The following is a 19,598-nucleotide window of genomic DNA, read 5'->3' as shown; positions in this document are numbered from 1 at the left end:
CCTCCATGTCTTTTGGCCCGGCCGCGCAAGCGCTCCGGGCTGTTTTTTTTCCTGCGAGAACCGATATAATCACCCAACTCAACCTGGAAAGCGCCCGATGAAAGCCCTGTTTGCCCTGTCTGCCGTATTCGCGTCCATCGCCACCCCCGCCATGGCCGCCGACGCCGATCTGCTGCGTTGCCGGGCACTGGCCGACGCCAGCGCCAAACTGGCCTGCTACGACGCCATTCCGGTCGGTGCAGCCGCAGCAGGCGGTCCGGCCGCAACAGCAGCGGCGGTAACAGCATCGGCGGCAGCGACTGGCAGGAACCCCGGCCCGGAGGCGGCCATGGCAACGATGCCAGCGACGCCACCAACGGCGTCTGCCACGCGCACACAGGATGCCACGTTCGGCCTCACCGCGAGCCAGCTGCGCAAGTCCGACCAACAGGATGGCGTGGAAAGCACGCTGGTCGGTACCTTCAGCGGCTGGAGCCCGACCACGACGTTCCGCCTGGCCAACGGCCAGGCCTGGCGCGTGGTGGACGACAGTTCGGCCTCGCTCTACACCAGGGAGACGCCCAAGGTCGCCATCAAGCGCAACTTCTTCGGCACGTATTTTCTGGAAGTGGAAGGCGTGAACCAGGCGCCGCGCGTGCGCCGCCTGGAGTAATTACAGGGTGGGATAGCCGTCGATGGTCAGCGTAAAGGCGCGCGCGGTCGAGGCCAGGCGCGCCATGCCGCCGAACGGCAGCGTGGCGTGGCGCCGTACATGGCCCAGCGGCAGCCCGGTGAGCACCGGCAGCGGCAGCGTGGCGCGCAAGTACGCCAGCATGGCCGCGAAGTCGTAGCCGTTCTCGAAGTTGCCCAGCTTGTAGCCGGTAAATTCGCCGAACACCACGGCGCGCTGGCGGTCGAGCACGCCGGCGTACAGCAGTTGCAGCAGCATCCGTTCCACGCGGTACGGGTGCTCGCCCACGTCTTCCAGGTACAGGATGCCATCGGCTATGGTCGGGAAATACGGCGTACCCAGCAAGCTGACCAGCATCGCCAGGTTGCCGCCCCACAGCGGCCCCGCCACCTCGAGTTCTGGATTATCTGGCCCACCGTCGGCCACCGCGCCCAGCACCTGGTGCTGCGGGCCGCGCAGGCAGTCGAAGAACTGGCCGATGGTGTAGTCGTCCAGCTCGGCAGGAGTGAAGTCAGCGCAGAACAGCGGGCCGGCAAAGCTGATGCGGCCGGTGGCCTGCATCAAAGCCATCTGGAACGCGGTGAAATCGCTGTAGCCGACGAACAGCTTGCCGCTGTCGGCCAGCAGCTGATAATCGATATGCGGCAGCAGCCGGGTCATCCCGTAGGAGCCGCGCAAGGCCATCACCACCTGCACCGCCGGGTCGGCGGCGGCGGCGTGCAGTTGCGCCACGCGCGCCGCGTCGGTGCCGCCGAAGCGCTGGTGGCGCGCGTCGTGATCGTAGTAATTGTGGACAATAAAGCCCTGCTGTTCCAGGCGGGCGATGCCGGCGTTCAGGGCGTCGAGGGCGGGCGCAAAGCCGCCCGGCGCAACAATGGCGATGCCTGTCGGTGATTGTTTCAAGATGCCTCGGATGGTGACGGGATGGCCGCCGCCGCAGGGCGCGGCCGGCGGGAAGTATCCGCCGCCATCTTACCAAGCAGCCGCTTGCCGGGCAAGGCAGCTTAGGGTAAGGCCGCCAGGGCGGCGCGGCGCGCGGCAGCGGCCTGCGCGCGGCGGTCGGCAAAGAAGCGCTTGAGCAGGTCGGCGCAGGCCTCGGCCAGCACGCCGCCGGTCACTTGCGCGTGGTGATTGAGCTGGTCGTGCTCGAACAGGTTGACCACCGAGCCGCAGGCGCCGGTCTTGGGGTCGGGCGCGCCGTAGACGATTTTCGCCAGGCGCGCGTGCATCATGGCGCCCGAGCACATCACGCACGGCTCGAGCGTGACATACAGCTCGCAGCCGGGCAGCCGGTAGTTGCCCAGCACCTCGGCGGCAGCGCGCAGCGCGACGATCTCGGCGTGCGCGGTGGGGTCGTGGCGGCCGATCGGCTGGTTGTAGCCGGTGGCGATCACCACGCCATCCTTGACCACGACCGCGCCCACCGGCACCTCGCCCAGATCCCATGCGTGCTGCGCCTGTTCGAGCGCGCGCTGCATGAAATCTTCCGATTGGGCGTCAGGCATCGGTGATCTCGGCCCAGCAGTTGGGGGTTTCGTGCAGTACCAGCTTGTGCAGGCGCAGGCCGGTGCCGAAACGGTCGGTAAATGCCGCCTTGAGGATGCCGAACGCCACGTGCGCCAGGTTTTCCACGGTAGGAATACGGTCGATCACCACGGTTTTATGGTCGGGCAGGCTGGCCAGGAACTCGCGCACCGCCGTGTCCTTCTCATAAACGATAAAGGCGTGGTCCCACACGTCGACCAGGTGCTGCTTGGCCAGCGTCTTGACGTCTGAAAAGTCCATGATCATGCCGTTGTCGGAATTGCCTTCGGCCGTGATGATCTCGCCGGTCAGGGTGATTTCCAGCGTGTAGCGGTGGCCGTGCAGGTTGCGGCACTGGCTCTTGTGGTCGGGAATACGGTGGCCGGCGTCGAACTCCAGCTTGCGGGTAATGGTCAGCATTATGGTATCTGTAAAAGTTTATGGGTTTGCAAGCTCAGCTTCCATTTCGGGTTGCGCTTGCAGGTCTCGATGGCCAGCGTGGTGTTGAAGGCGGCCAGCGGGCCATCCATCGCCTGCACGTAGAAATGCTCGAAATCGAGGTGTTCGTACGCAGCCAGGTCCTGGCCGGTTTGCGGAATCACCACCTTCAGCTCGCTGCCCTTGGCCACCACCAGGGTAGAGCCCATCTTGGGGCTGACGCAAATCCAGTCCACGCCGTCGGGGACCGGCAAGGTGCCGTTGGTTTCGATGGCAATCGTAAAGCCCTGGTCGTGCATGGCGTCGATCAGCGCCGCGTCGAGCTGCAGCAGCGGCTCGCCCCCGGTAAACACCACGTATTTGCTGGCAGCATGGCTGGCTGGCCACAGCGCGTTGATGGTGGCGGCGAGCTCCTGCGGCGACTTGAACTTGCCGCCGCCCTCGCCGTCGGTGCCGACGAAGTCGGTATCGCAAAACTGGCAGACGGCGCTGGCGCGGTCGGACTCACGCCCGGTCCACAGGTTACACCCGGAAAAGCGGCAAAACACCGCCGGCCGCCCGGCATGCGCGCCCTCGCCCTGCAAGGTGTAGAAAATTTCTTTGATGCTGTAAGTCACGATAGTTCCTGATTGGACAACCCTCGATTATATCGCACCCGTCCGCACCTGTCCGGACCTGTCCCATTTTTCGTGCATTGCAGCATAAGTTGACCTAACACAAACATGCATTTAGGCAAGCACGTTATTTTCGTTCCAACGCGTCCTGCTTTTGTGCAAGCAATTTATCACCTGAACAACATTTTGAAGGAGACCCCGAGCATGGAAACCGCAGCATTGCTGTTCGAAACAGAACTCCTCGTTGCCGGCCTGTGCCTGCTGGCCGGGCTGAGCCTGTTCATGTACTGGCGCCAGCGGCACCAGTACATGGCACTGCATCGCCTGCAGGCGCGGCTGGGTCGCGAACGCGCCACCCGCGAGCAGGCCGAACAGGCGCTGGCCGACACCCGGCGCCAGGTATGCCACCTGAGCGCCAGCCAGCAATCGCTGCGCGACGCCGAACGGCGCCGCATCGCCCGCGACCTGCATGACGACCTGGGCCAGCACCTGTTGACCCTGGGCCTGGAACTGCGCGCACTGGGCGCCAGCCAGCCGGCCCTCGGAGAAATAGTGGACCGGATCGACGGCCATGTCCAGCACACCTTGCGCGCCATGCGCTGCGTGGTACGCGACCTGCAGCCCGAGGCCCTGGAAAACGGCCTGGAGGCGGCGGTCAACGGTCAACTGGCGCAGTTTTCGCGCCTGTCCGGCATACCGTGCCAGCTCGACGCCCGCCCGGACGCGTTCACGGCTGCCCAAGACTGCCGCGACGCCGGCGTGGACAAGATGGTCTACCGCATCTTGCAAGAGTCGCTCAGCAACATCGCCCGCCACGCCCATGCCACCCAGGTCTCGGTGGCGATCGCCCGCGCCGCCGGTCGCCTCGACCTGACCGTGCAAGACAACGGCGTCGGCTGCCAGCAGTCGCCACAGCCCGCCGATCGGACCGGCGCCAGCACCGGCTTGCGCGGCATCGCCGAGCGGGTTGCCGAAGCCGGTGGCCGCTTCGATGTGGCCAGCGCGCCCGGCCAGGGCACGGCGCTGACCATGTCGCTCCCGCTCACCACCTTGCACTGAAGATGCCCACCACCCGCCTACCAGCAAAGGCCGTCATGAACCGACCGCACCCGATTTTTCAACCGATATTGCACACCACCGAATTCCCCCACGCAAAAGAGCAGCACGGTTTCGCACTCAATATGCTGCAATCGCTGGTGATCCCCACCTTCGTGATCGATATCGACGGCAAGGTCATCCTCTGGAACGCCGCCTGCGAACGCCTGACCGGCGTGCTGGCGCGCGAAGTACTGGGCACCGACAACCACTGGCAAGCGTTTTACGAAGAGCGCCGGCCCACCCTGGCCGACCTGGTGATCGAAGGCAGCCGCCGGCCGGTCGATGCCGACGCCAGCCTGGAGTCGCAAAACTGGTGCGAGATGCCGCGCGTGGGACGGCGCTGCTTCCTGGCCGCCGACGCCAGCCCCATCCGAAACGCCAGCGGCAAGTTGCTGGCGGTGGTGGAAACCCTGCGCGACGTCACCGACGAAAAACGCGCCCAGATCGCGCTCGAACAGCTTGCCACGCGCGACGGCCTGACCGGCCTGGCCAACCGCCGCTGCTTCGACGACACCCTGCACGCCGAGTGGCAACGCGCGCTGCGCCAGCAGCAGCCGCTGTCGCTGCTGATGGTCGACGTGGACAATTTCAAGCAATACAACGACGCCTACGGCCACCTCGGCGGCGACGAGTGCCTGCAACGGATCGCCACGGCCGTGGCCAACGAGATGCGCACCAACGACCTGGTGGCGCGCTATGGCGGTGAAGAGTTCGCGGTGATACTGCCCAACCAGTCATTGAAAGGCGCGGCCATCGTCGCCGAACGGATCCGCTGCCGGGTCGAACAACTGCACCTGCCCAACCTGGGCAGCCAGCCGCACGTGGTCACGGTGAGCATTGGCGCCGCCACCGCCCTGCCCTCGCACGACACCGACCCCAGCCAGCTGGTGGCGACGGCCGACTCGGCGCTGTACCGCGCCAAGCACATGGGCCGCAACCGCATCAGCCTGCCCAATACCGACCTGCCCGGGAAGGCTTAAGCGAACGGGTTGTCCACGGTCTCCACGGCCGGCGGCGGCAACTGCTGCGGCAGATCTTTGTGCGCCTCCAGTTGCTTGACCACGTCGCCCAGCAGCCGCTGCAACGCGCGGGCATGGGCCAGGCCCGCCTGGTCGGCGGTCAGGTCGATGTCGCCGGTGACGGTAATGCGGTCGAGCCGGTTCTCGATGGTGAGGCCGCCGATGGTGAGCACATCGGCTTCGTTGGCATACGGGATGAAGGTCATTATTTATTCCGTTCCTTGCGTTGACGCACATTGGGCAGGCGCAGCATGACTTGTTTTTCACGCGGCGACAGCGACGGTAACAGATTGATGCCAATGCGGTTTTCCAGTTGCGCCACGGTCATGGTCTGGTAGCTGGCGCCGGCCTTGTTCTCGACAAAGTACGCGCCGCCGGCACGCTGGCGCGGGCTGTACACCAGCTTGTACAAGTGGGTGGGCACCAGCACCCTGCCGACTTTTTGCAAGTTGCCGCCGATAAAGGCCGGCCCGGTCAGCACGTACAGATTGCCTTCTTTTTTCGCCATGCCGCGCACCACGCCTTCGATACCGGCCCACAGGTGGCGGTTGATCTCGCTGTCCTGCGGCACCATGTTCGCCAGCGTAAAACTTTCGCGCTGGGTGGCGCGGTCGGGCATGTCGGCGTTGGGCGCCATGTGGCCACGGTCGTAGCCGCTGCGCGCATAGTCGGCCAGTTCGGCCCGGCCATTGGCCGGCAACCGCTGTTCAGCGTGGAACGAATTCTCGCGCGACAAGTCCTTGGCATCGGCCAGGTTATCGACGGTCAAATGTTCTGCCGACCACAACGGGGTGCGGGTGACGCCGGAATGCATGACGCCGAACACGCCGTAGCAAAGCTCGGTGGTGGCGGCTTCCATCTTGGGGTTGAGAATGTCGGGCGCGCGGCCATCGACATAGTGGGCGGGGCACTGGCTGGCAGCGGCCAGGCCGGCGGCCAGCAGGCCACCGGCAATGAACACGGCGGCGGCCGAACGCTGAATCAAATTCATTGGTACTTTGAGAAATATCGTGGGGGCACGATACTAGCAAAAAAATAGCCGGACTCCACAGGGAACCGGCTATTTTTTTATCACGAGGCTTTGGCGCGTCTCACTGTATTTCTGCGCCGATAGCCGGTACCGGTGCGGCCGCCCTGCGGCTCCCGGGTTTCACCGGCGTCCGCGCGCTGCTGGTTGACGATGCGCGCAGCGACTTCTTCCTCGCGGCCCGGATAGCGGCCTTCCTGCTTGAATTTCTGCTGCAGTTCCTTGAATTCGCGCTCGCGCTTGGGGTTGGCACCTCTGGGCATGTCGTACTCCTTAAACAATTACATGGCCTATCCTAATGAATGCTGAGCGCGGAAGTCGCACGACTGCGAACCGTATTGCCACAGCACATCAACACTTACTGGTCTAAGTCTGTCTCCTATGCAATACTGGCAACAGCCCCCCCATAAAAAGCGCACCATGGCCGTATCTGTCTCACTTCCACGGAGCCTGAAGTTCCGTATGACCCTGGTGGTCATTTTACTGGTGCTGGTCGCCACCATGATCGTGACCTGGGTTGCGTTGCTGCTGGCCGAGCGCGACATGAAAGCCGTGATCGGGGACCAGCAGTTTGCCCTGCTCTCCTCCTCGGCCGCCCAGCTTGACGCCCAGCTCAATGCCAAGAAACTGCTGCTGGCCAGCCTGGCCGAAGCCGTGCCGCAGTCGGCCGGGGCCAACGCGGCCGGTATGCTGGAGTTTGTCAGGCAGCATCCGATCGCCCACCGCGAGTTCCGCAACCTGGCCCTCTATAACCGGCAAGGCGACCTGCTGCACACCCAGGGCGACGCCATCGCCACGCTCGACGCCCCCGCCCGGTTGCGCGCGTACCTGGACCAGGTGCGCGCCGGCGGCAAGGCAGTCGTCTCGCCGCCGTTCAAGAGTTTTCTGACCGGGGCGGCTGCGGTGGTGATCATGCAACCGGTGACCGACGCCGATGGCCGCACCACCATGCTGCTCGGCGGCAGCCTCGACCTGGCCGATTCCAGCATGCTGGAACAAGTGGCCGGACAACGCTCGGGAAAAACCGGCTATTCCTTCATCTTCACGAAGGACGGCGTGGTGGTCCAGCATCCTGACCGCTCCCTGCTGTTGGGCAACCTGACCGAACGCGCCAACCCCAACCTCGCCACCCGGCGCGCGCTGGCCGGCTTTGAAGGCTGGACCGAGGCGGTCGGCAAGGATGGCACGCTGTCCATTTATTCTTACAAGCGCTTGCAGGGCGCCGACTGGATCGTCGGCGCGCGCTACCCGGTGGCGGAGGCGTTTGCACCGATGATCGCCATGCGCCACCAGGGCATGCTCGCTGCGGCCGTGTTCGCTGCAGTGGCCGGCTTCATGACCTGGTGGGCGATCTGCGCCATGTTACGGCCGCTGAACCTGCTGCGCCAGCATATCAGCGAAATTCGCAACGGCAGCGCCGAGATCGCCGTGCTGCAACGCTCGCGGCCCGACGAGATCGGCGAGCTCAGCGGCGCCTTTCACCAACTGATGGCCGAACGCGAGGCGGCGCAACAGGCCATCCGCGACAGCGAGGCATTAATCAGCAGCATCCTCGAACGGGCGCCCGACGCCTTCGTCAGCTGCGCGGCAGACGGCGCCATCACCAACTGGAACGCCGCCGCCGAACGCACCTTCGGCTGGCGCCGCGCCGAAGTGCTGGGCCGCGACATCGCCGAGCTGATCGTGCCGCCAGCCATGCGCGGCGCCCACCAGGCGGGCATGCGCGCGTTTGGCGAAGGCAATATGGGCCGCCTGATGAACGCCCGGGTACGCATCAGCGCCGTGCACCGCGACGGCCACGAAGTGCCGGTGGAATTGTCGCTGGGCTCGATCCGCCATGCGGGCGAGTACTATGCCACCGCGTTTTTGCACGACATCACCGAACGGCTGGCGTTCGAGGCGCAGCTCACCCAGCTGGCGCGCATCGATCCGCTGACCGGCATCGCCAACCGGCTGTGCTTCGAGGAAACACTGCAGCAAGCCGTGCTGCGGGCCCGCCGCAACCGCGTGCCGCTGGCGCTGGCCTACCTCGACATCGATCGTTTCAAAGCCATCAACGACAGCCTGGGCCACGCTGCCGGCGACCAGGTACTGTGCGAATTCGCTGCCCGCCTGGGCGCCAACGTGCGCGCTGCCGACACCGTGGCGCGCATTGCCGGCGACGAATTCGTGATCATTTTCGAACAGGTGGGCCAGGCCGACGAAGCGGCCCGGCTGGCTGACAAGATCGTCGCGGCGATCCGGGCGCCGTTCACCGTGGCCGGTTCACCCCGGCAAGTGACCACCAGCATCGGCATCGCCCTGCTCGACGGCGACGACCTGACCCCGGCCGCGCTGGTGGCACGCGCCGACGCCGCGCTGTACCAGGCCAAGCACCAGGGCCGCGACGGCTATGCGCTGGCGCCGTAAAGAAACAAAGCGCCCATACGTGCTATTGTTCGCCCTCGCAAAAAAACGCCGTTCACCGCAGGAGCCCCCCGTGTCCTCTCATCAGTCGCCGATTTCCCGATTTTTCCAGCTGCCCGAGCATGGCAGCAATGTCCGCACCGAAGTGGTGGCCGGCCTGACCACCTTCCTGACGATGGCCTACATCATCTTCGTCAACCCCACCATTCTCGGCGACGCCGGCATGCCGCGCGACGCCGTCTTCGTGGCCACCTGCGTGGCAGCCGCGATTGGCAGCCTGATCATGGGCCTGTATGCCAACTACCCGATCGGCATGGCGCCCGGCATGGGCCTGAACGCATATTTTGCCTACGCCGTGGTGCTGGGCATGGGCGTGCCGTGGCAATCGGCGCTGGGCGCGGTGTTCATCTCCGGCTGCCTGTTCTTCCTGGTCAGCATCTTCAAGGTGCGCGAGCACATCGTCAACGGCATCCCGCATTCGCTGCGGGTGGCCATTACCGTGGGCCTGGGGCTGTTCCTGGCGCTGATCGCCATGAAAAGTTCGGGCCTGGTAATAGGCAGCCCCGCCACCCTGGTCACGGTGGGCGACATGCACAACCCGCACACCATCATGGCCGTGTTCGGTTTCCTGCTGATCGTCACGCTCGACCGCCTGAAGGTGCCGGGCGCGCTGTTGATCGGCATCGTTGCCGTCACGGTGCTCAGCTTCTTCTTCGGTGGCAATACCTTCAAGGGCTTCATGTCGCTGCCGCCGTCGATCGCACCGACCTTCTTCCACCTCGACCTGTCGGGCGCGCTGTCGATCGGCCTGTTCAACGTGGTGCTGGTGTTTTTCCTGGTGGAACTATTCGACGCCACCGGCACCCTGATGGGCGTGGCCAGCCGCGCCGGCCTGCTGGTCGGCGGCAAGATGGCGCGCCTGAACAAGGCGCTGATGGCCGACAGCGGCGCCATCCTGGCCGGCTCCATGCTGGGCACGTCCAGCACCACGGCTTACCTGGAAAGCGCCGCCGGCGTCCAGGCAGGCGGCCGTACCGGGCTGACCGCAGTGGTGGTGGCCGCGCTGTTCCTGGCCGCGCTGTTCTTCGCGCCGATCGCCGGCGTGGTGCCCGCCTACGCCACCGCGCCGGCGCTGCTGTTCGTCGCCTGCCTGATGCTGCGCGACCTGGTCGACGTGGACTGGACCGAGACCACCGAAAGCGTTCCGGCCGCGATTACCGCGCTGGTAATCCCGTTTACGTATTCGATCGCCCACGGCATCGCCTTCGGCTTCATCACCTATGCCGGCCTCAAGCTGCTCACCGGCCAGGCGCGCCAGGTCAAGCCGGTAGTCTGGATCATTGCCGTGGTGTTCCTGGTCAAGTACAGCTACACCTGACTTTCGCGGATCGGCAGCACGCCGACCAGGTTGTGCAGCCGCATCCGGCACAGGGTCAGTGGCTCCGGCTCGGTGCTGGCCAGCCGCAGCAGCACTTCCACGCCGCCCGGCGTAGCCGTGGTGCGCAGCGCCTGCAAGTCGAGATCGAGCCTGCGCACGATGGCCAGCACCTGCTCCAGCGTGGCGATGGGAGCGTCGGGCTCGAGGCAAAAACGGTAGCTTTTTTCGGTAGGTTTCATGCCATTCAGAATAGCGCCTGCACCCGGGAATAGGCTCCCTGGTTTTTTTCATTCCGCAGTGTTTGGCGGAAGGTTCTGCTGTCGATAGTAAAATACCTGGAATAAACTTCTTTTCAGGATTGATCATGGAAATCGATGAGATCGACCGCCGCATCCTGCGCGCGCTGCGGCGCGACGGCCGCCTGTCCAACACCAAGCTGGCCGAACTGGTCGGATTGTCCACCACGCCATGCTGGAACCGGGTACGCGCGCTCGAGCAGGCCGGCCTGATCGAGGGCTACACCGCCCTGCTCAACCAGACCGGGCTGGGCTACCCCGACACGGTGATCATCGAAGTCACGCTCGACCGCCACGACGACGAGATCTTCGATAAATTCGGCCAGGCCCTGGCCGAACTGCCCGAGGTGATGGAAGCGTACCTGCTCACCGGCGACTACGACTACCTGATCAAGGTGGCGGTGGCCGGCACTGCCGGCTACGAGGAATTTCTGCGCCGCAAACTCTACAAATTGCCAGGACTCAAGCATAGCCGCTCGACGTTCGTGCTGCGCTGCCTGAAAAAGACCCACTCGGTCGAACCCTGACGCTGGCCTGCAGCGCTCCCTTATCGTTGCGCCGCTGCGTGACTGGAAGCACCGGCAGTATCGGCAGCATTGCTGGGAGTCGGCAGGCAGCCCAGGCCCGCCAGCGTGGCGTGCACGGCCACGTCCAGCGACGTGTGCGGTTCGTGGCCCAGCAGCTCGAGCAAGCGCGCGTTGGGCATGCGTACCGGCTGTCGCCATAAATAAGCCATTTCGCGCATCTCGCGCATCAGCGGCACGAACGGCGCCGCCAGCGTGGCCAGCCACCACGGAAACGCGTGTGTCCGCAGGCTGGGGCGACCTGCTGCGCGGGCGATGGCGGCAATCATTTGCGTGCCATCGGCGTCCCAATGGCCCGCCATGTGAAAGCACGCGAAGGTGTCCAGCCGCGCTTCCTGCTCCAGCAACCGCAGCATGGTTTCCGCGACGTCGGGCAGGTATGCCCATTGGTGGCCGACGCCAGGGCGGCCCGGATAGCTGATCGCCGTCACCGGCAGCCCCGGTTTGACCAGGCCCTGGGCGAACCAACTGTTACCAGCATCGGGCCCGAAGAAGTCGCCGGCGCGCACGATCAGGGTGCGTACGCCATCGGCCGCCGCCGCTTGCAGCCGCGTCTCGAGCGCCACCCGGATCGCGCCCTTGCGCGTAACCGGGTGCTGCGGCGCGTCTTCGGCAATCCCGGGCAAGGCGTCCGGACCGAAGTTGTACACCGTGCCCGGCAGCAAGATGCGCGCGCCACCGGCCCGCGCCGCCGCAATGGTGTTGTCAATCATCGGCAGCACCAGCTTGTCCCAATCGCGGTAGCCGGGCGGGTTGACCGCATGGACAATCAGGGCGGCGCCTTGTGCCGCCGCCACTACGTCCTGGCGCTGCATGGCGTCGCCGTGCAGCCATTCGAAGCCGTCGCCGCTACGCTGCACCTGCGCTGGCGCCCGGTGCAGCGCCCGCACGCGCCAACCGCGCGCCACCAGCAACCGTGCCACCGCGCCGCCAATGCCGCCGGTGGCGCCCAATACCAATGCTGTTTTTTGCTGTTCCATCATGGTCTCCCGGTAAATGATGGAGCCAGTGTGTGCGCGACGGCATCAAAAGAAAATCGACCAAGACTGTATAGCTGCTATACAATTTCGTATGACTGAACTCGATCCGGACTGGAATTTATATCGCACCCTGCTGGCCGTGTTGCGCGAAGGTTCGCTGTCCGGCGCGGCGCGGGCGCTGGGCCTGACGCAGCCTACGATTGGCCGGCATATCGACGCACTCGAGCAGGCGCTCGGCCTGACCCTGTTCGTGCGTTCTCCCGCCGGGTTTGCCGGCACCGAAGCGGCGCAGGCGCTGCGCCCCTACGCGGAGACGCTGGCGGCCACGTCGGCCGCGATGTTGCGCGCAGCCTCGAACCTGGGCGCCGGGCCGGACATTACCGGCACGGTGAGGTTGACGGCAAGCGAGGTGATCGGAGTGGAAGTGTTGCCGCCAATCCTGGCGGCGCTGGCTCGCAGGCATCCCGGCATCACGGTGGAGCTGGCGTTATCGAACCGGATTGAAAACCTGCTGCGCCGGGACGCCGACATTGCCGTGCGCATGCAGCGCCCGGACCAGGACGCGCTGGTGGCGCGCCGGCTGGGCGTGATCGAGGTGGGATGGCACGCGCGACGCGACTATCTCGAGCGAAGCGGAACCCCGCAAACGTACGAAGACCTGGCGCACCACGCGCTGATCGGCGTGGACACGCACAACGCCTTTACCCGCAAGCTGATGGAGCAGATGGCGCCGCTGAACGAGGCCCACTATGCGCTGCGCAGCAACAGCGACCTTGTGCACCTGGCGGCGATCCGCGCCGGGGTGGGTGTGGGCATCTGCCAGGTGCGCCTGGCGCAGCGCGATCCCGCGCTGGTGCGAGTCTTGCCCGACTTGTTGACCATACCGCTGGAAACATGGTTGGCCATGCATGAAAACCTGCGCGGCAATTCTGCCTGCATGGCCGCCTTTGGCGCCCTGGCCGAAGGGTTGAGCGCCTATATCGACAGCGCTGCCGACGAGAAACTTAACGGTTAGCGATGGAACGGTTCTGGCGCCGCAGTTCGTCCTGCATCAGCATGGTGGTACGCGCGCTTTGCAGGGTAGCGGCATCGGTGCCGACGGTTTTGCGCGTCAGCGGGCGCGGCAGGTCGGCCCAGCGGCTGCGCGTCAAACCGGTGATCACAGGGGCAGGTTCCGGCGGATAAGCGGCATCGGCCAGGTGCGCGGATTGGGCGCCGGTGGTGACCACCAGTCCGACCGCGCCGCTGTCGCTGACGTCGTCGTTGACGGCGCGACTATTGCCGGGGCACGGTTCGTCGGTAAGCGTGACCCGTCCGCCGGCATCGACGCAACGATTCACCTGGGCTTGCGCGCTGCCGGCAACTGCGGCCAGTGCGGCGCAAAGCAGGACGGCGGCGGTGGCGCCCGTGATCGGATGGTTGGTGTTCATGGCCGCCTCCTGGCGTGTTCTGTAACGATGCGCCATGTTCGCCGAAGGACCGCATGAAATCTGTACGGAACCACACGCAAGGAGTCGTCAGGTACAATAGCACCTCATCCGTAAACCTTTAGCAATGTTGCCTGGCGCGCGCTTATTGAGCCAATAACCCGATAGGCCATCAAGCCATCAAGCGCCATGAACCTGCTCACCATGCCCATGAAATCTTCCCTGCTCGTTACCCCGCTCGCCCTGACCCTGCTGTGCGGCAATGCCGCCGCATTCGACACGCCGCCGCCGTATGGCTGGAGCACCTCGGCCGAACTGGGCGCCATTTCCACTTCCGGCAACACCGTCGGTACCTCGGTGACCGGCAAGATCGATGCCAAACAGGAGTTGCCGGACTTTAGCAACGAATACGTGCTGTCCGGCTTCTTCAAGGATGAGCAGGTCACCAACGACGACGGCAGCAAATCGCGCGAACGCTCGGCGCAGCGCTACGCGGTATCCGGCAAGACCGCCTACAAGCTGTTGGAAGACAACGACCGGCTGTTTGCGCTGGCCACCCACGTCAACGATAAATTCGGCGCTTACACCAAGTATTCGACCGTTGGCGTCGGTTACGGTACCCGCCTGTATGGCGCGGAAAACCTGACACTCGACGGTGAACTCGGTCCGGGCTATTTCCGTGGCGAGCGCTCCACTGGCGAAACCGAAAACGGCATGACGGTGCGCGCTGCCGCCAACCTGAAATGGCGCCTGAGCGAATCGGCCTTGTTCAGCCAGCTGGTCACGGTGGAACGCGGCACGTCGAACACCCACTCCACCGCCGAGACCTCGCTGGCCACCAAGATCAACAGCACCATGCAGATGAAGGCGGCGTTCAGCGTACGCAACGACACCAGTGTCCCGGACGACAAGAAAAACACCGATACCCAGACCTCGGTCACCCTGGTCTATTCGTTCTGATATTTTTACAACCATGAACACTGCACGCATTATCGGCACGCCGCTCTCGCCGTCGGCCACCAAGGTCATGCTGCTCGGCTCGGGCGAGCTGGGCAAGGAAGTCATCATCGCCCTGCAACGCCTGGGTGTGGAGACCATCGCGGTGGACCGCTACCCCAACGCGCCCGGCCACCAGGTGGCGCACAACTCCCACGTGATCGACATGACCGACGGCGCCGCGCTGGCCGCGCTGATCGAACGCGAGCAGCCGCACCTGGTGGTGCCTGAAATCGAGGCCATCGCCACCGACACCCTGGCCGCGCTCGAGCAGGCCGGCAAGATCACCTGCATCCCCACCGCGCGCGCCGCCCAGCTGACCATGAACCGCGAAGGCATCCGCGTGCTGGCCGCCGAGACGCTGGGCCTGGCCACGTCGCCGTACCGCTTTGCCAGCAGCCTGGCCGAGCTGGAACAGGCCACCGCGCAGATCGGTTTTCCGTGCGTGATCAAGCCGGTGATGTCGTCGTCGGGCAAGGGCCAGTCGAAAATCGACAGCGCCGCCGAAGTGGCCGCCGCCTGGGACCATGCCGCCGCCGGCAGCCGGGTCGATGCGGGCCGGGTGATCGTCGAAGGCTTCATCGATTTCGACTACGAGATCACGCTGCTGACGGTGCGCTCGGTCGATCAACACGGCCAGCTGACCACGCAGTTCTGCGCGCCGATCGGCCACGTACAGGTGCAAGGCGACTACGTGGAATCGTGGCAGCCGTGCGCCATGCATCCGCTGGCGCTCGAACGGGCGCAGAACATCGCCGCCAAGGTCACTGGCGACCTCGGTGGCCTGGGCCTGTTCGGCGTGGAGCTGTTCGTCAAGGGCGACATCGTGTGGTTCTCGGAAGTGAGCCCGCGCCCGCACGACACCGGCATGGTCACCATGGCCACCCAGACCCAGAGCGAATTCGAGATCCACGCCCGCGCCATCCTCGGCCTGCCGGTCGATGTGTCGCTGCGCGCACCCGGCGCTTCCGCCGTGATCTACGGCCGGCACGAAGCAAGAGGCATCGCTTTCGAAGGCCTGGCCGACGCACTGCGGGTGCCCGGTGCGGACGTGCGCCTGTTCGGCAAACCGGAGTCGTTTGCAAGGCGGCGCATGGGCGTGGCGCTGGCGACCGCTTCGGACACCGACCTTGCGCGCGAACGCGCCAAACTGGCCGCGTCGAAAGTAACGCCGGTCATTGCCTCCTGACCGTCACATCTGCCTGAACAGGTCCGCGTAAGCGCGGCTCACCACGAGCTGCTCGGCGCGGTCCTTCAGCTGCACCATCAACCTGCCTCGAAAATCGTGACGCGTGCCCGCCACGTGGCGCGCCGCCACGATCACGCTGCGATGGATCTGCCAGAACTGCTGCGCATCGAGCTGCTCGCGCAGCTTGCTGATCGGCGTGCGGATCAGGCATTCGCCCTCGGCCAGCATCACGCTGGTGTACTTGTCGTTACTCTGGAAGTACACCACCTCGTCCACCGCGATCAGGCGGGTTTGTTCGCCTTGCGAGGCGCGGATCCATTGCAGCGGCGCCGGTCCCGCTGCCGGCGCGGGTACGACCACAGTCCCCATCTGGGCCAGCAAGGCGCGCAGCGCATCGACCGGCGGCGCCGCCGCTGCGCTGGGGGCCGCCAGCGCCGCCTTGAGCTTGGCCACGGTTTTTGCCAGGCGCTCGAGCGACGCCGGCTTGAGCAGGTAGTCGAGCGCCGAATGCTCGAACGCCTGCACTGCGTACTGGTCATAGGCGGTCACGAACACGATGTGCGGTGGCCGGCCGGCTTCCACCAGCCGCGTCGCCACGTCCAGCCCCGTCATGCCGGGCATGCGGATGTCGAGGAAAACCACGTCGGGCGCCTCCTCGTCGATCAGGCGCAGCGCTTCGATGCCGTTGGCAGCGCGGCCGGCCACGCGGAGTTCCGGCCAGGCGCCGGCCAGTTGCTGCTCCAGGTAGTCGCGCAGGTGGGCTTCGTCGTCGGCGATGACCGCGCGCGGGCAATTGTTCATGGTAGCGATGTGATCCTCGTTGTTCAAGACGGCAGCGGCAGCGCAATGCGCACCACTACGCCGCACGGTTGATTTTCCAGCAGCTCCACCCTGGCAGCAGCGCCATACAGGGTGCGCAGGCGTTCGCGCAGGTTGCCCAGGCCCACTCCGCCCCCGGGCTTGTGCGACTGCGTGCCGGACAGGCCCACGCCGGTGTCGGTAATCGTGATGCACAGCAAACCGTCGGCAATGCCGGCGGCGATCGTCACCTCGCCGCCGTCCACCTTCGACTCGAGGCCGTGGGCAATCGCGTTTTCCACCACCGGCTGCAACAGCATCGGGGCGATGGTGACGCCTTTCAGTTCGGCCGGCACGTTGATCCGGTAACGCAGGCGCGGCCCCATGCGCACGGCCAGCACGTCGAGGTAGGCGGCCAGCAGGCGGGCCTCGTCGCCGAGCGTGGTGGCCTCGCTGCGACTCGTGTCCAGGCTGGCGCGCAGGTAATCGATGAAGCGCTCGAGCATGTAGCGCGCCTGGCCCGGCTGGGTGCCGATCAGGCTCACCACGTTGGCCAGCGTGTTGTACAGGAAGTGCGGCTCGATCTGCGCCTGCAGGGCGCGCAGGCGCGCTTCGGCCAGCAGGCGCGCAGTCGCTGCCGCCGCCTCCTGCTGGCGCGCCTGGTCCATGGCTGCCTGCACGCGCCGCTCGGCGCCGCGCCGCACCAGCAGCATGAAGCCGGCGATGACCGCCGCGATCAGCGTATACTCGATGATCGCGGCCGGCCGCGCCAGCACGTGCAGCGCCGGCGCGCCGCTCAGCAGCAGGTTGGCCAGCGCAATGGCCGCCATCACGCTGGCTACGCTGAACCCCACGTGCAGCGCTACCCGGGGCAAGCCGCGCAGGCGGCGCGGCCAGTCGTTGAAGCAGTAATTGAACAGCAGCATGCCGCCGTGGATGAACAGTCCGCACAGGTTGGCCACCAGCAGCATGTGCAGCAGGTAGCGCCCCGCCGGCGGGCCGCCCTCCGAGAACAGCGTGCGCCCGGCTGTTAGCACCACCGCGATCAGGGAGCTGAAAACGGCGGTATAGACGATGTTGCGCGAGCGCGAGGCGGGCCAGCGGTCAAAGCCGGGAATGAGCTCGAGCGGATGGGCGGAGACGACGGTGGCGTGATTCTTCATGTGGCCAGAAAGTTACCATGAAAACATACCGGAGCGCGATAGCCGAGCCGCGCCAGCGCCACCGGGCCGTCCTTGACGTTGCGCGCATCGAACACCGTGAGCACAGTCTGGCTGCGCCGCGTGTCCTGCGCCACGCCCACCACGTAGCCGTCCGTTTCGGTTCCGGCGCCGGCGCGCGGCACCAGCACGTGCTCCTCGACCTGCCAGCCGGGGCCGAAGCGGTAGCCATCGACCTGGCCGCTGTCGGTGTCGACCAGGTTGACCGAGTCAAGCACCTGCGCCGCGCTGGCGGGGCTCACGCCGAGTACCAGCAGCTTGCGATGGCGGCGCGCCACCACCTGCGGCGCCACGCGCGGAAACTCGCTGACGCCGAACAGCCGCGCCTCGCGCGCCTGGCCGCTGGCCAAATCGAGCGTGATCTGCACCGCGCTGCTGCGCTGCGCCTGGTACGGCCGCATTTCTCCGCGCATCGGTAGCGCCGGTTCCGGCACGATATCGCCCTGGTGCAGCACGGCGTCGAGCCGGATGCAGGCGCCATCGTCCCACGCGTTACCGAGGTGGAAGACCGAGCGCGCCGGCAGCTCGAACACCTGGCGCACCGTGAGCGTGGCCTTGTCCACCACCACCGCGCGCAGCGGCCGTTCGCCGCCCTGCCAGCGCAGCCGCTCGGCCAGGCTCTTGCCCGGCTGATCCAGCGCGTACGGCGGCACCAGGAACACCAGGTGCCGCGCGCTCACCACGAAGTCGTGCACCATGTTCAAATGCGGCACCGGCAGCAGCGCCGTGCGGGTCACCGCACCGCGGGCGTCTAGCCGGTACACGATCAGCTGGTCGGCGCCGGGCAGGTTACCGAAGTTCCACAGGCCGCCGTCCGGGTCCGCCTTGGGATGGGCGGAAAACGGCATCGCCTTCAGGTCCGGGCGCCAGGTCTTGATGCCGCGCGTGGCCAGGGTCTCGGGATCGAGCTCGGTGGCCGAGCCGCCTTCCCACAGCGCATACACCGCGCCATTGAACGGCAGCAGGTTGGTATTGGCGACGTTGACGACGTCGTTGCTGCGGACCGGGGCGCGGTCGATGCTGGTGCCGAACGCGCTGTAGAGGAAACGGCCGGCCCGGCTCTCCTGCTCGAACTTGTGGGTGGCCACGAACCGGCCGCGATGGGCGACCTTGCCGTCGGCAATCGCCCAGCGCTGGGCAAAGCCGTCGCCGTCGAACCCATGGTGGTAGCGCTCGCCGCCGAGCTCGAAGCGGCCCGGTCCGTTACGGTAGAACACCCCGGACAGGTCTCGCGGCAGGCGGCCCAGCACGGTGGCCTCGCCGCTCAGTTCGCCCGCGAAGTCGGCGTACACGCCGAGCCGGGCATCGCGCTCGAGGGCGGCGTGAAAACTGCGGTACGTGGCGCTATCGGCCAGCGCCTGGCCTGAGGCGCCCAGGGCGGCAAGGCCGGCGCAGCGGCCGAAAAATTGGCGGCGTGATGGCATGGCAGTCTCCCGGTCAGCGCAGGTTGACGGTGACGGTGGCGCCGGTGGCCGGCAGCGCAAAGCGCGCGGCGTCGAAACCGGGCGCGCCACCCTGCCCCATGGCGTTGTTGCTGAAGGCGAAGTCCTCGACCGGCATGCCGACCGCGTTCATGTCCAGCGCGTTGTTGGCGTTGGCATCGTGGTACACGACATACGCATAGTCGCCGGGTGCCAGGTCCTTCACGTCCAGGCGCACGGTGCAGACGGCAGCCGGCGCTACCAGTGCGCGCACCGGCTTGCGGCGGAAGGTAGCGGTCGAATCGAACAGCGCCACCATCACGCGGCCATCGGCGCTGGCCACGCCTTCGACCACGATCGCCAGGTCGGCGGCGTTGGCGACGGGGGTGACGGCGGCAACGAGGGTGACGAACAAGGCGGCAAACAGGTTTTGGCAGGGCATATTGTGCTCCGTGTGGTGAGAATGACCACACTGTAGGGAACCGGCAGGTGTTGCGTGGTGCGCTGCGACGA

At 66.0% G+C, this 19,598-nt stretch carries 23 protein-coding genes; 9 read left to right on the top strand and 14 right to left on the bottom strand.

The window, feature by feature from the left end:
* The first annotated feature begins 97 nt into the window (after positions 1 to 97).
* Positions 98 to 652 (top strand): hypothetical protein, encoded by a 555-nt coding sequence (locus J2X54_RS06145; protein WP_310179108.1) that lies wholly within the window; start codon positions 98 to 100, stop codon positions 650 to 652.
* Here the strand turns inward: J2X54_RS06145 and J2X54_RS06140 are convergent, their stop codons facing one another.
* The 4 genes from J2X54_RS06140 to queE all read right to left on the bottom strand — a co-directional run bounded on the left by J2X54_RS06140 (position 653) and on the right by queE (position 3,249).
* The gene (locus tag J2X54_RS06140; protein ID WP_310179106.1) at positions 653 to 1,573 is read right to left on the bottom strand and encodes an LD-carboxypeptidase; all 921 of its coding nucleotides are present in this window, start codon (positions 1,571 to 1,573) and stop codon (positions 653 to 655) included.
* 101 nt (positions 1,574 to 1,674) lie between these two features.
* Complete coding sequence (gene tadA / locus J2X54_RS06135; protein WP_310179104.1) at positions 1,675 to 2,175, bottom strand: tRNA adenosine(34) deaminase TadA; 501 nt, start codon at positions 2,173 to 2,175, stop codon at positions 1,675 to 1,677.
* Positions 2,168 to 2,614 carry a 6-carboxytetrahydropterin synthase QueD gene (gene queD / locus J2X54_RS06130; RefSeq protein WP_056145237.1) on the bottom strand — a complete coding sequence of 149 codons (447 nt, stop codon included), beginning with the start codon at positions 2,612 to 2,614 and terminating at the stop codon, positions 2,168 to 2,170. Before queD ends, tadA begins: the two co-directional genes overlap by 8 nt.
* A complete protein-coding gene (queE, locus tag J2X54_RS06125) occupies positions 2,614 to 3,249 on the bottom strand; it encodes a 7-carboxy-7-deazaguanine synthase (RefSeq protein ID WP_070248010.1) in 636 nt (211 codons plus the stop codon). The genes queD and queE overlap by 1 nt, the downstream gene beginning before the upstream one ends.
* 201 nt (positions 3,250 to 3,450) lie before the next feature.
* Between queE and J2X54_RS06120 the strand changes: the two genes are divergently transcribed.
* Together J2X54_RS06120 and J2X54_RS06115 are read left to right on the top strand one after the other, a co-directional pair.
* Positions 3,451 to 4,305, top strand: coding sequence for a sensor histidine kinase (locus J2X54_RS06120; RefSeq protein ID WP_310179097.1), 855 nt, complete (start codon positions 3,451 to 3,453; stop codon positions 4,303 to 4,305).
* Between the two features lie 35 nt (positions 4,306 to 4,340).
* Positions 4,341 to 5,324, top strand: a complete 984-nt coding sequence (locus tag J2X54_RS06115) for a diguanylate cyclase (protein WP_404990886.1) — start codon at positions 4,341 to 4,343, stop codon at positions 5,322 to 5,324.
* Here J2X54_RS06115 and J2X54_RS06110 read toward each other — a convergent pair.
* The 3 genes from J2X54_RS06110 to J2X54_RS06100 all read right to left on the bottom strand — a co-directional run bounded on the left by J2X54_RS06110 (position 5,321) and on the right by J2X54_RS06100 (position 6,653).
* The gene (locus J2X54_RS06110; protein ID WP_310179094.1) at positions 5,321 to 5,569 is read right to left on the bottom strand and encodes a hypothetical protein; all 249 of its coding nucleotides are present in this window, start codon (positions 5,567 to 5,569) and stop codon (positions 5,321 to 5,323) included. The two genes, J2X54_RS06115 and J2X54_RS06110, sit on opposite strands and share 4 nt — an antisense overlap.
* Entirely contained in the window at positions 5,569 to 6,354 is a 786-nt protein-coding gene (locus tag J2X54_RS06105; RefSeq protein ID WP_310179091.1) for a DNA/RNA non-specific endonuclease, read from the bottom strand. The genes J2X54_RS06110 and J2X54_RS06105 overlap by 1 nt, the downstream gene beginning before the upstream one ends.
* A gap of 80 nt (positions 6,355 to 6,434) precedes the next feature.
* Positions 6,435 to 6,653, bottom strand: a complete 219-nt coding sequence (locus J2X54_RS06100; RefSeq protein WP_070248005.1) for a hypothetical protein — start codon at positions 6,651 to 6,653, stop codon at positions 6,435 to 6,437.
* Positions 6,654 to 6,852: 199 nt separating this feature from the next.
* Here J2X54_RS06100 and J2X54_RS06095 point away from each other — a divergent pair, with 199 nt between their 5' ends.
* Positions 6,853 to 8,799 (top strand): diguanylate cyclase domain-containing protein, encoded by a 1,947-nt coding sequence (locus J2X54_RS06095; RefSeq protein WP_310179088.1) that lies wholly within the window; start codon positions 6,853 to 6,855, stop codon positions 8,797 to 8,799.
* Between the two features lie 70 nt (positions 8,800 to 8,869).
* Positions 8,870 to 10,174, top strand: a complete 1,305-nt coding sequence (locus J2X54_RS06090) for an NCS2 family permease (protein ID WP_310179086.1) — start codon at positions 8,870 to 8,872, stop codon at positions 10,172 to 10,174.
* On the opposite strand, the gene J2X54_RS06085 is transcribed toward J2X54_RS06090, so the two are convergent.
* Positions 10,165 to 10,413, bottom strand: coding sequence for a hypothetical protein (locus tag J2X54_RS06085; RefSeq protein ID WP_310179084.1), 249 nt, complete (start codon positions 10,411 to 10,413; stop codon positions 10,165 to 10,167). The genes J2X54_RS06090 and J2X54_RS06085 overlap by 10 nt on opposite strands.
* A 125-nt stretch (positions 10,414 to 10,538) precedes the next feature.
* On the opposite strand from J2X54_RS06085, the gene J2X54_RS06080 reads away from it, so the two are divergent.
* Entirely contained in the window at positions 10,539 to 10,997 is a 459-nt protein-coding gene (locus J2X54_RS06080; RefSeq protein WP_070247997.1) for an Lrp/AsnC family transcriptional regulator, read from the top strand.
* Positions 10,998 to 11,017: 20 nt separating this feature from the next.
* On the opposite strand, the gene J2X54_RS06075 is transcribed toward J2X54_RS06080, so the two are convergent.
* Positions 11,018 to 12,034, bottom strand: a complete 1,017-nt coding sequence (locus J2X54_RS06075) for an NAD-dependent epimerase/dehydratase family protein (RefSeq protein ID WP_404990885.1) — start codon at positions 12,032 to 12,034, stop codon at positions 11,018 to 11,020.
* A 91-nt stretch (positions 12,035 to 12,125) separates the two neighbouring features.
* Between J2X54_RS06075 and J2X54_RS06070 the strand changes: the two genes are divergently transcribed.
* Positions 12,126 to 13,049: a LysR family transcriptional regulator gene (locus J2X54_RS06070; protein ID WP_310179079.1), complete on the top strand. Its 924-nt coding sequence runs from the start codon at positions 12,126 to 12,128 to the stop codon at positions 13,047 to 13,049.
* On the opposite strand, the gene J2X54_RS06065 is transcribed toward J2X54_RS06070, so the two are convergent.
* The gene (locus J2X54_RS06065; RefSeq protein ID WP_310179077.1) at positions 13,039 to 13,464 is read right to left on the bottom strand and encodes a DUF4124 domain-containing protein; all 426 of its coding nucleotides are present in this window, start codon (positions 13,462 to 13,464) and stop codon (positions 13,039 to 13,041) included. The two genes, J2X54_RS06070 and J2X54_RS06065, sit on opposite strands and share 11 nt — an antisense overlap.
* Positions 13,465 to 13,650: 186 nt before the next feature.
* Here J2X54_RS06065 and J2X54_RS06060 point away from each other — a divergent pair, with 186 nt between their 5' ends.
* Both J2X54_RS06060 and purT read left to right on the top strand, forming a co-directional pair.
* Positions 13,651 to 14,421, top strand: coding sequence for a YdiY family protein (locus J2X54_RS06060; RefSeq protein WP_229255326.1), 771 nt, complete (start codon positions 13,651 to 13,653; stop codon positions 14,419 to 14,421).
* 13 nt (positions 14,422 to 14,434) lie between these two features.
* Complete coding sequence (purT, locus tag J2X54_RS06055; protein ID WP_310179063.1) at positions 14,435 to 15,646, top strand: formate-dependent phosphoribosylglycinamide formyltransferase; 1,212 nt, start codon at positions 14,435 to 14,437, stop codon at positions 15,644 to 15,646.
* A 3-nt stretch (positions 15,647 to 15,649) separates the two neighbouring features.
* Here the strand turns inward: purT and J2X54_RS06050 are convergent, their stop codons facing one another.
* The 4 genes from J2X54_RS06050 to J2X54_RS06035 are packed head-to-tail and all read right to left on the bottom strand — an operon-like array spanning position 15,650 to position 19,527.
* A complete protein-coding gene (locus J2X54_RS06050) occupies positions 15,650 to 16,447 on the bottom strand; it encodes a LytTR family DNA-binding domain-containing protein (RefSeq protein WP_310179061.1) in 798 nt (265 codons plus the stop codon).
* Positions 16,448 to 16,470: 23 nt separating this feature from the next.
* Positions 16,471 to 17,607 (bottom strand): histidine kinase, encoded by a 1,137-nt coding sequence (locus J2X54_RS06045; protein ID WP_310179059.1) that lies wholly within the window; start codon positions 17,605 to 17,607, stop codon positions 16,471 to 16,473.
* Positions 17,604 to 19,088 (bottom strand): carotenoid oxygenase family protein, encoded by a 1,485-nt coding sequence (locus tag J2X54_RS06040; RefSeq protein WP_310179057.1) that lies wholly within the window; start codon positions 19,086 to 19,088, stop codon positions 17,604 to 17,606. The genes J2X54_RS06045 and J2X54_RS06040 overlap by 4 nt, the downstream gene beginning before the upstream one ends.
* Before the next feature lie 13 nt (positions 19,089 to 19,101).
* Positions 19,102 to 19,527, bottom strand: a complete 426-nt coding sequence (locus tag J2X54_RS06035) for a DUF2141 domain-containing protein (RefSeq protein WP_310179054.1) — start codon at positions 19,525 to 19,527, stop codon at positions 19,102 to 19,104.
* Between the last annotated feature and the right edge of the window lie 71 nt (positions 19,528 to 19,598).

Origin of the sequence: Duganella sp. 3397, assembly GCF_031456625.1 — a bacterium.
Classification (GTDB): Bacteria; Pseudomonadota; Gammaproteobacteria; order Burkholderiales; family Burkholderiaceae_D; genus Rugamonas; species Rugamonas phyllosphaerae.
Note: the sequence above shows the minus strand (reverse complement) of the source record. Positions and strands in the feature narration are given on the sequence as shown.

What these genes read in the sequence shown, in the direction of transcription:
- J2X54_RS06145 (WP_310179108.1), top strand. Translation starts at nt 98, where the DNA reads ATGAAAGCCCTGTTTGCCCTGTCTGCCGTATTCGCGTCCATCGCCACC.
- tadA (WP_310179104.1), bottom strand. Translation starts at nt 2,175, where the DNA reads ATGCCTGACGCCCAATCGGAAGATTTCATGCAGCGCGCGCTCGAACAG.
- queD (WP_056145237.1), bottom strand. Translation starts at nt 2,614, where the DNA reads ATGCTGACCATTACCCGCAAGCTGGAGTTCGACGCCGGCCACCGTATT.
- J2X54_RS06120 (WP_310179097.1), top strand. Translation starts at nt 3,451, where the DNA reads ATGGAAACCGCAGCATTGCTGTTCGAAACAGAACTCCTCGTTGCCGGC.
- J2X54_RS06115 (WP_404990886.1), top strand. Translation starts at nt 4,341, where the DNA reads ATGAACCGACCGCACCCGATTTTTCAACCGATATTGCACACCACCGAA.
- J2X54_RS06110 (WP_310179094.1), bottom strand. Translation starts at nt 5,569, where the DNA reads ATGACCTTCATCCCGTATGCCAACGAAGCCGATGTGCTCACCATCGGC.
- J2X54_RS06105 (WP_310179091.1), bottom strand. Translation starts at nt 6,354, where the DNA reads ATGAATTTGATTCAGCGTTCGGCCGCCGCCGTGTTCATTGCCGGTGGC.
- J2X54_RS06100 (WP_070248005.1), bottom strand. Translation starts at nt 6,653, where the DNA reads ATGCCCAGAGGTGCCAACCCCAAGCGCGAGCGCGAATTCAAGGAACTG.
- J2X54_RS06095 (WP_310179088.1), top strand. Translation starts at nt 6,853, where the DNA reads ATGACCCTGGTGGTCATTTTACTGGTGCTGGTCGCCACCATGATCGTG.
- J2X54_RS06085 (WP_310179084.1), bottom strand. Translation starts at nt 10,413, where the DNA reads ATGAAACCTACCGAAAAAAGCTACCGTTTTTGCCTCGAGCCCGACGCT.
- J2X54_RS06080 (WP_070247997.1), top strand. Translation starts at nt 10,539, where the DNA reads ATGGAAATCGATGAGATCGACCGCCGCATCCTGCGCGCGCTGCGGCGC.
- J2X54_RS06075 (WP_404990885.1), bottom strand. Translation starts at nt 12,034, where the DNA reads ATGGAACAGCAAAAAACAGCATTGGTATTGGGCGCCACCGGCGGCATT.
- J2X54_RS06070 (WP_310179079.1), top strand. Translation starts at nt 12,126, where the DNA reads ATGACTGAACTCGATCCGGACTGGAATTTATATCGCACCCTGCTGGCC.
- J2X54_RS06065 (WP_310179077.1), bottom strand. Translation starts at nt 13,464, where the DNA reads ATGAACACCAACCATCCGATCACGGGCGCCACCGCCGCCGTCCTGCTT.
- J2X54_RS06060 (WP_229255326.1), top strand. Translation starts at nt 13,651, where the DNA reads ATGAACCTGCTCACCATGCCCATGAAATCTTCCCTGCTCGTTACCCCG.
- purT (WP_310179063.1), top strand. Translation starts at nt 14,435, where the DNA reads ATGAACACTGCACGCATTATCGGCACGCCGCTCTCGCCGTCGGCCACC.
- J2X54_RS06050 (WP_310179061.1), bottom strand. Translation starts at nt 16,447, where the DNA reads ATGAACAATTGCCCGCGCGCGGTCATCGCCGACGACGAAGCCCACCTG.
- J2X54_RS06045 (WP_310179059.1), bottom strand. Translation starts at nt 17,607, where the DNA reads ATGAAGAATCACGCCACCGTCGTCTCCGCCCATCCGCTCGAGCTCATT.
- J2X54_RS06040 (WP_310179057.1), bottom strand. Translation starts at nt 19,088, where the DNA reads ATGCCATCACGCCGCCAATTTTTCGGCCGCTGCGCCGGCCTTGCCGCC.
- J2X54_RS06035 (WP_310179054.1), bottom strand. Translation starts at nt 19,527, where the DNA reads ATGCCCTGCCAAAACCTGTTTGCCGCCTTGTTCGTCACCCTCGTTGCC.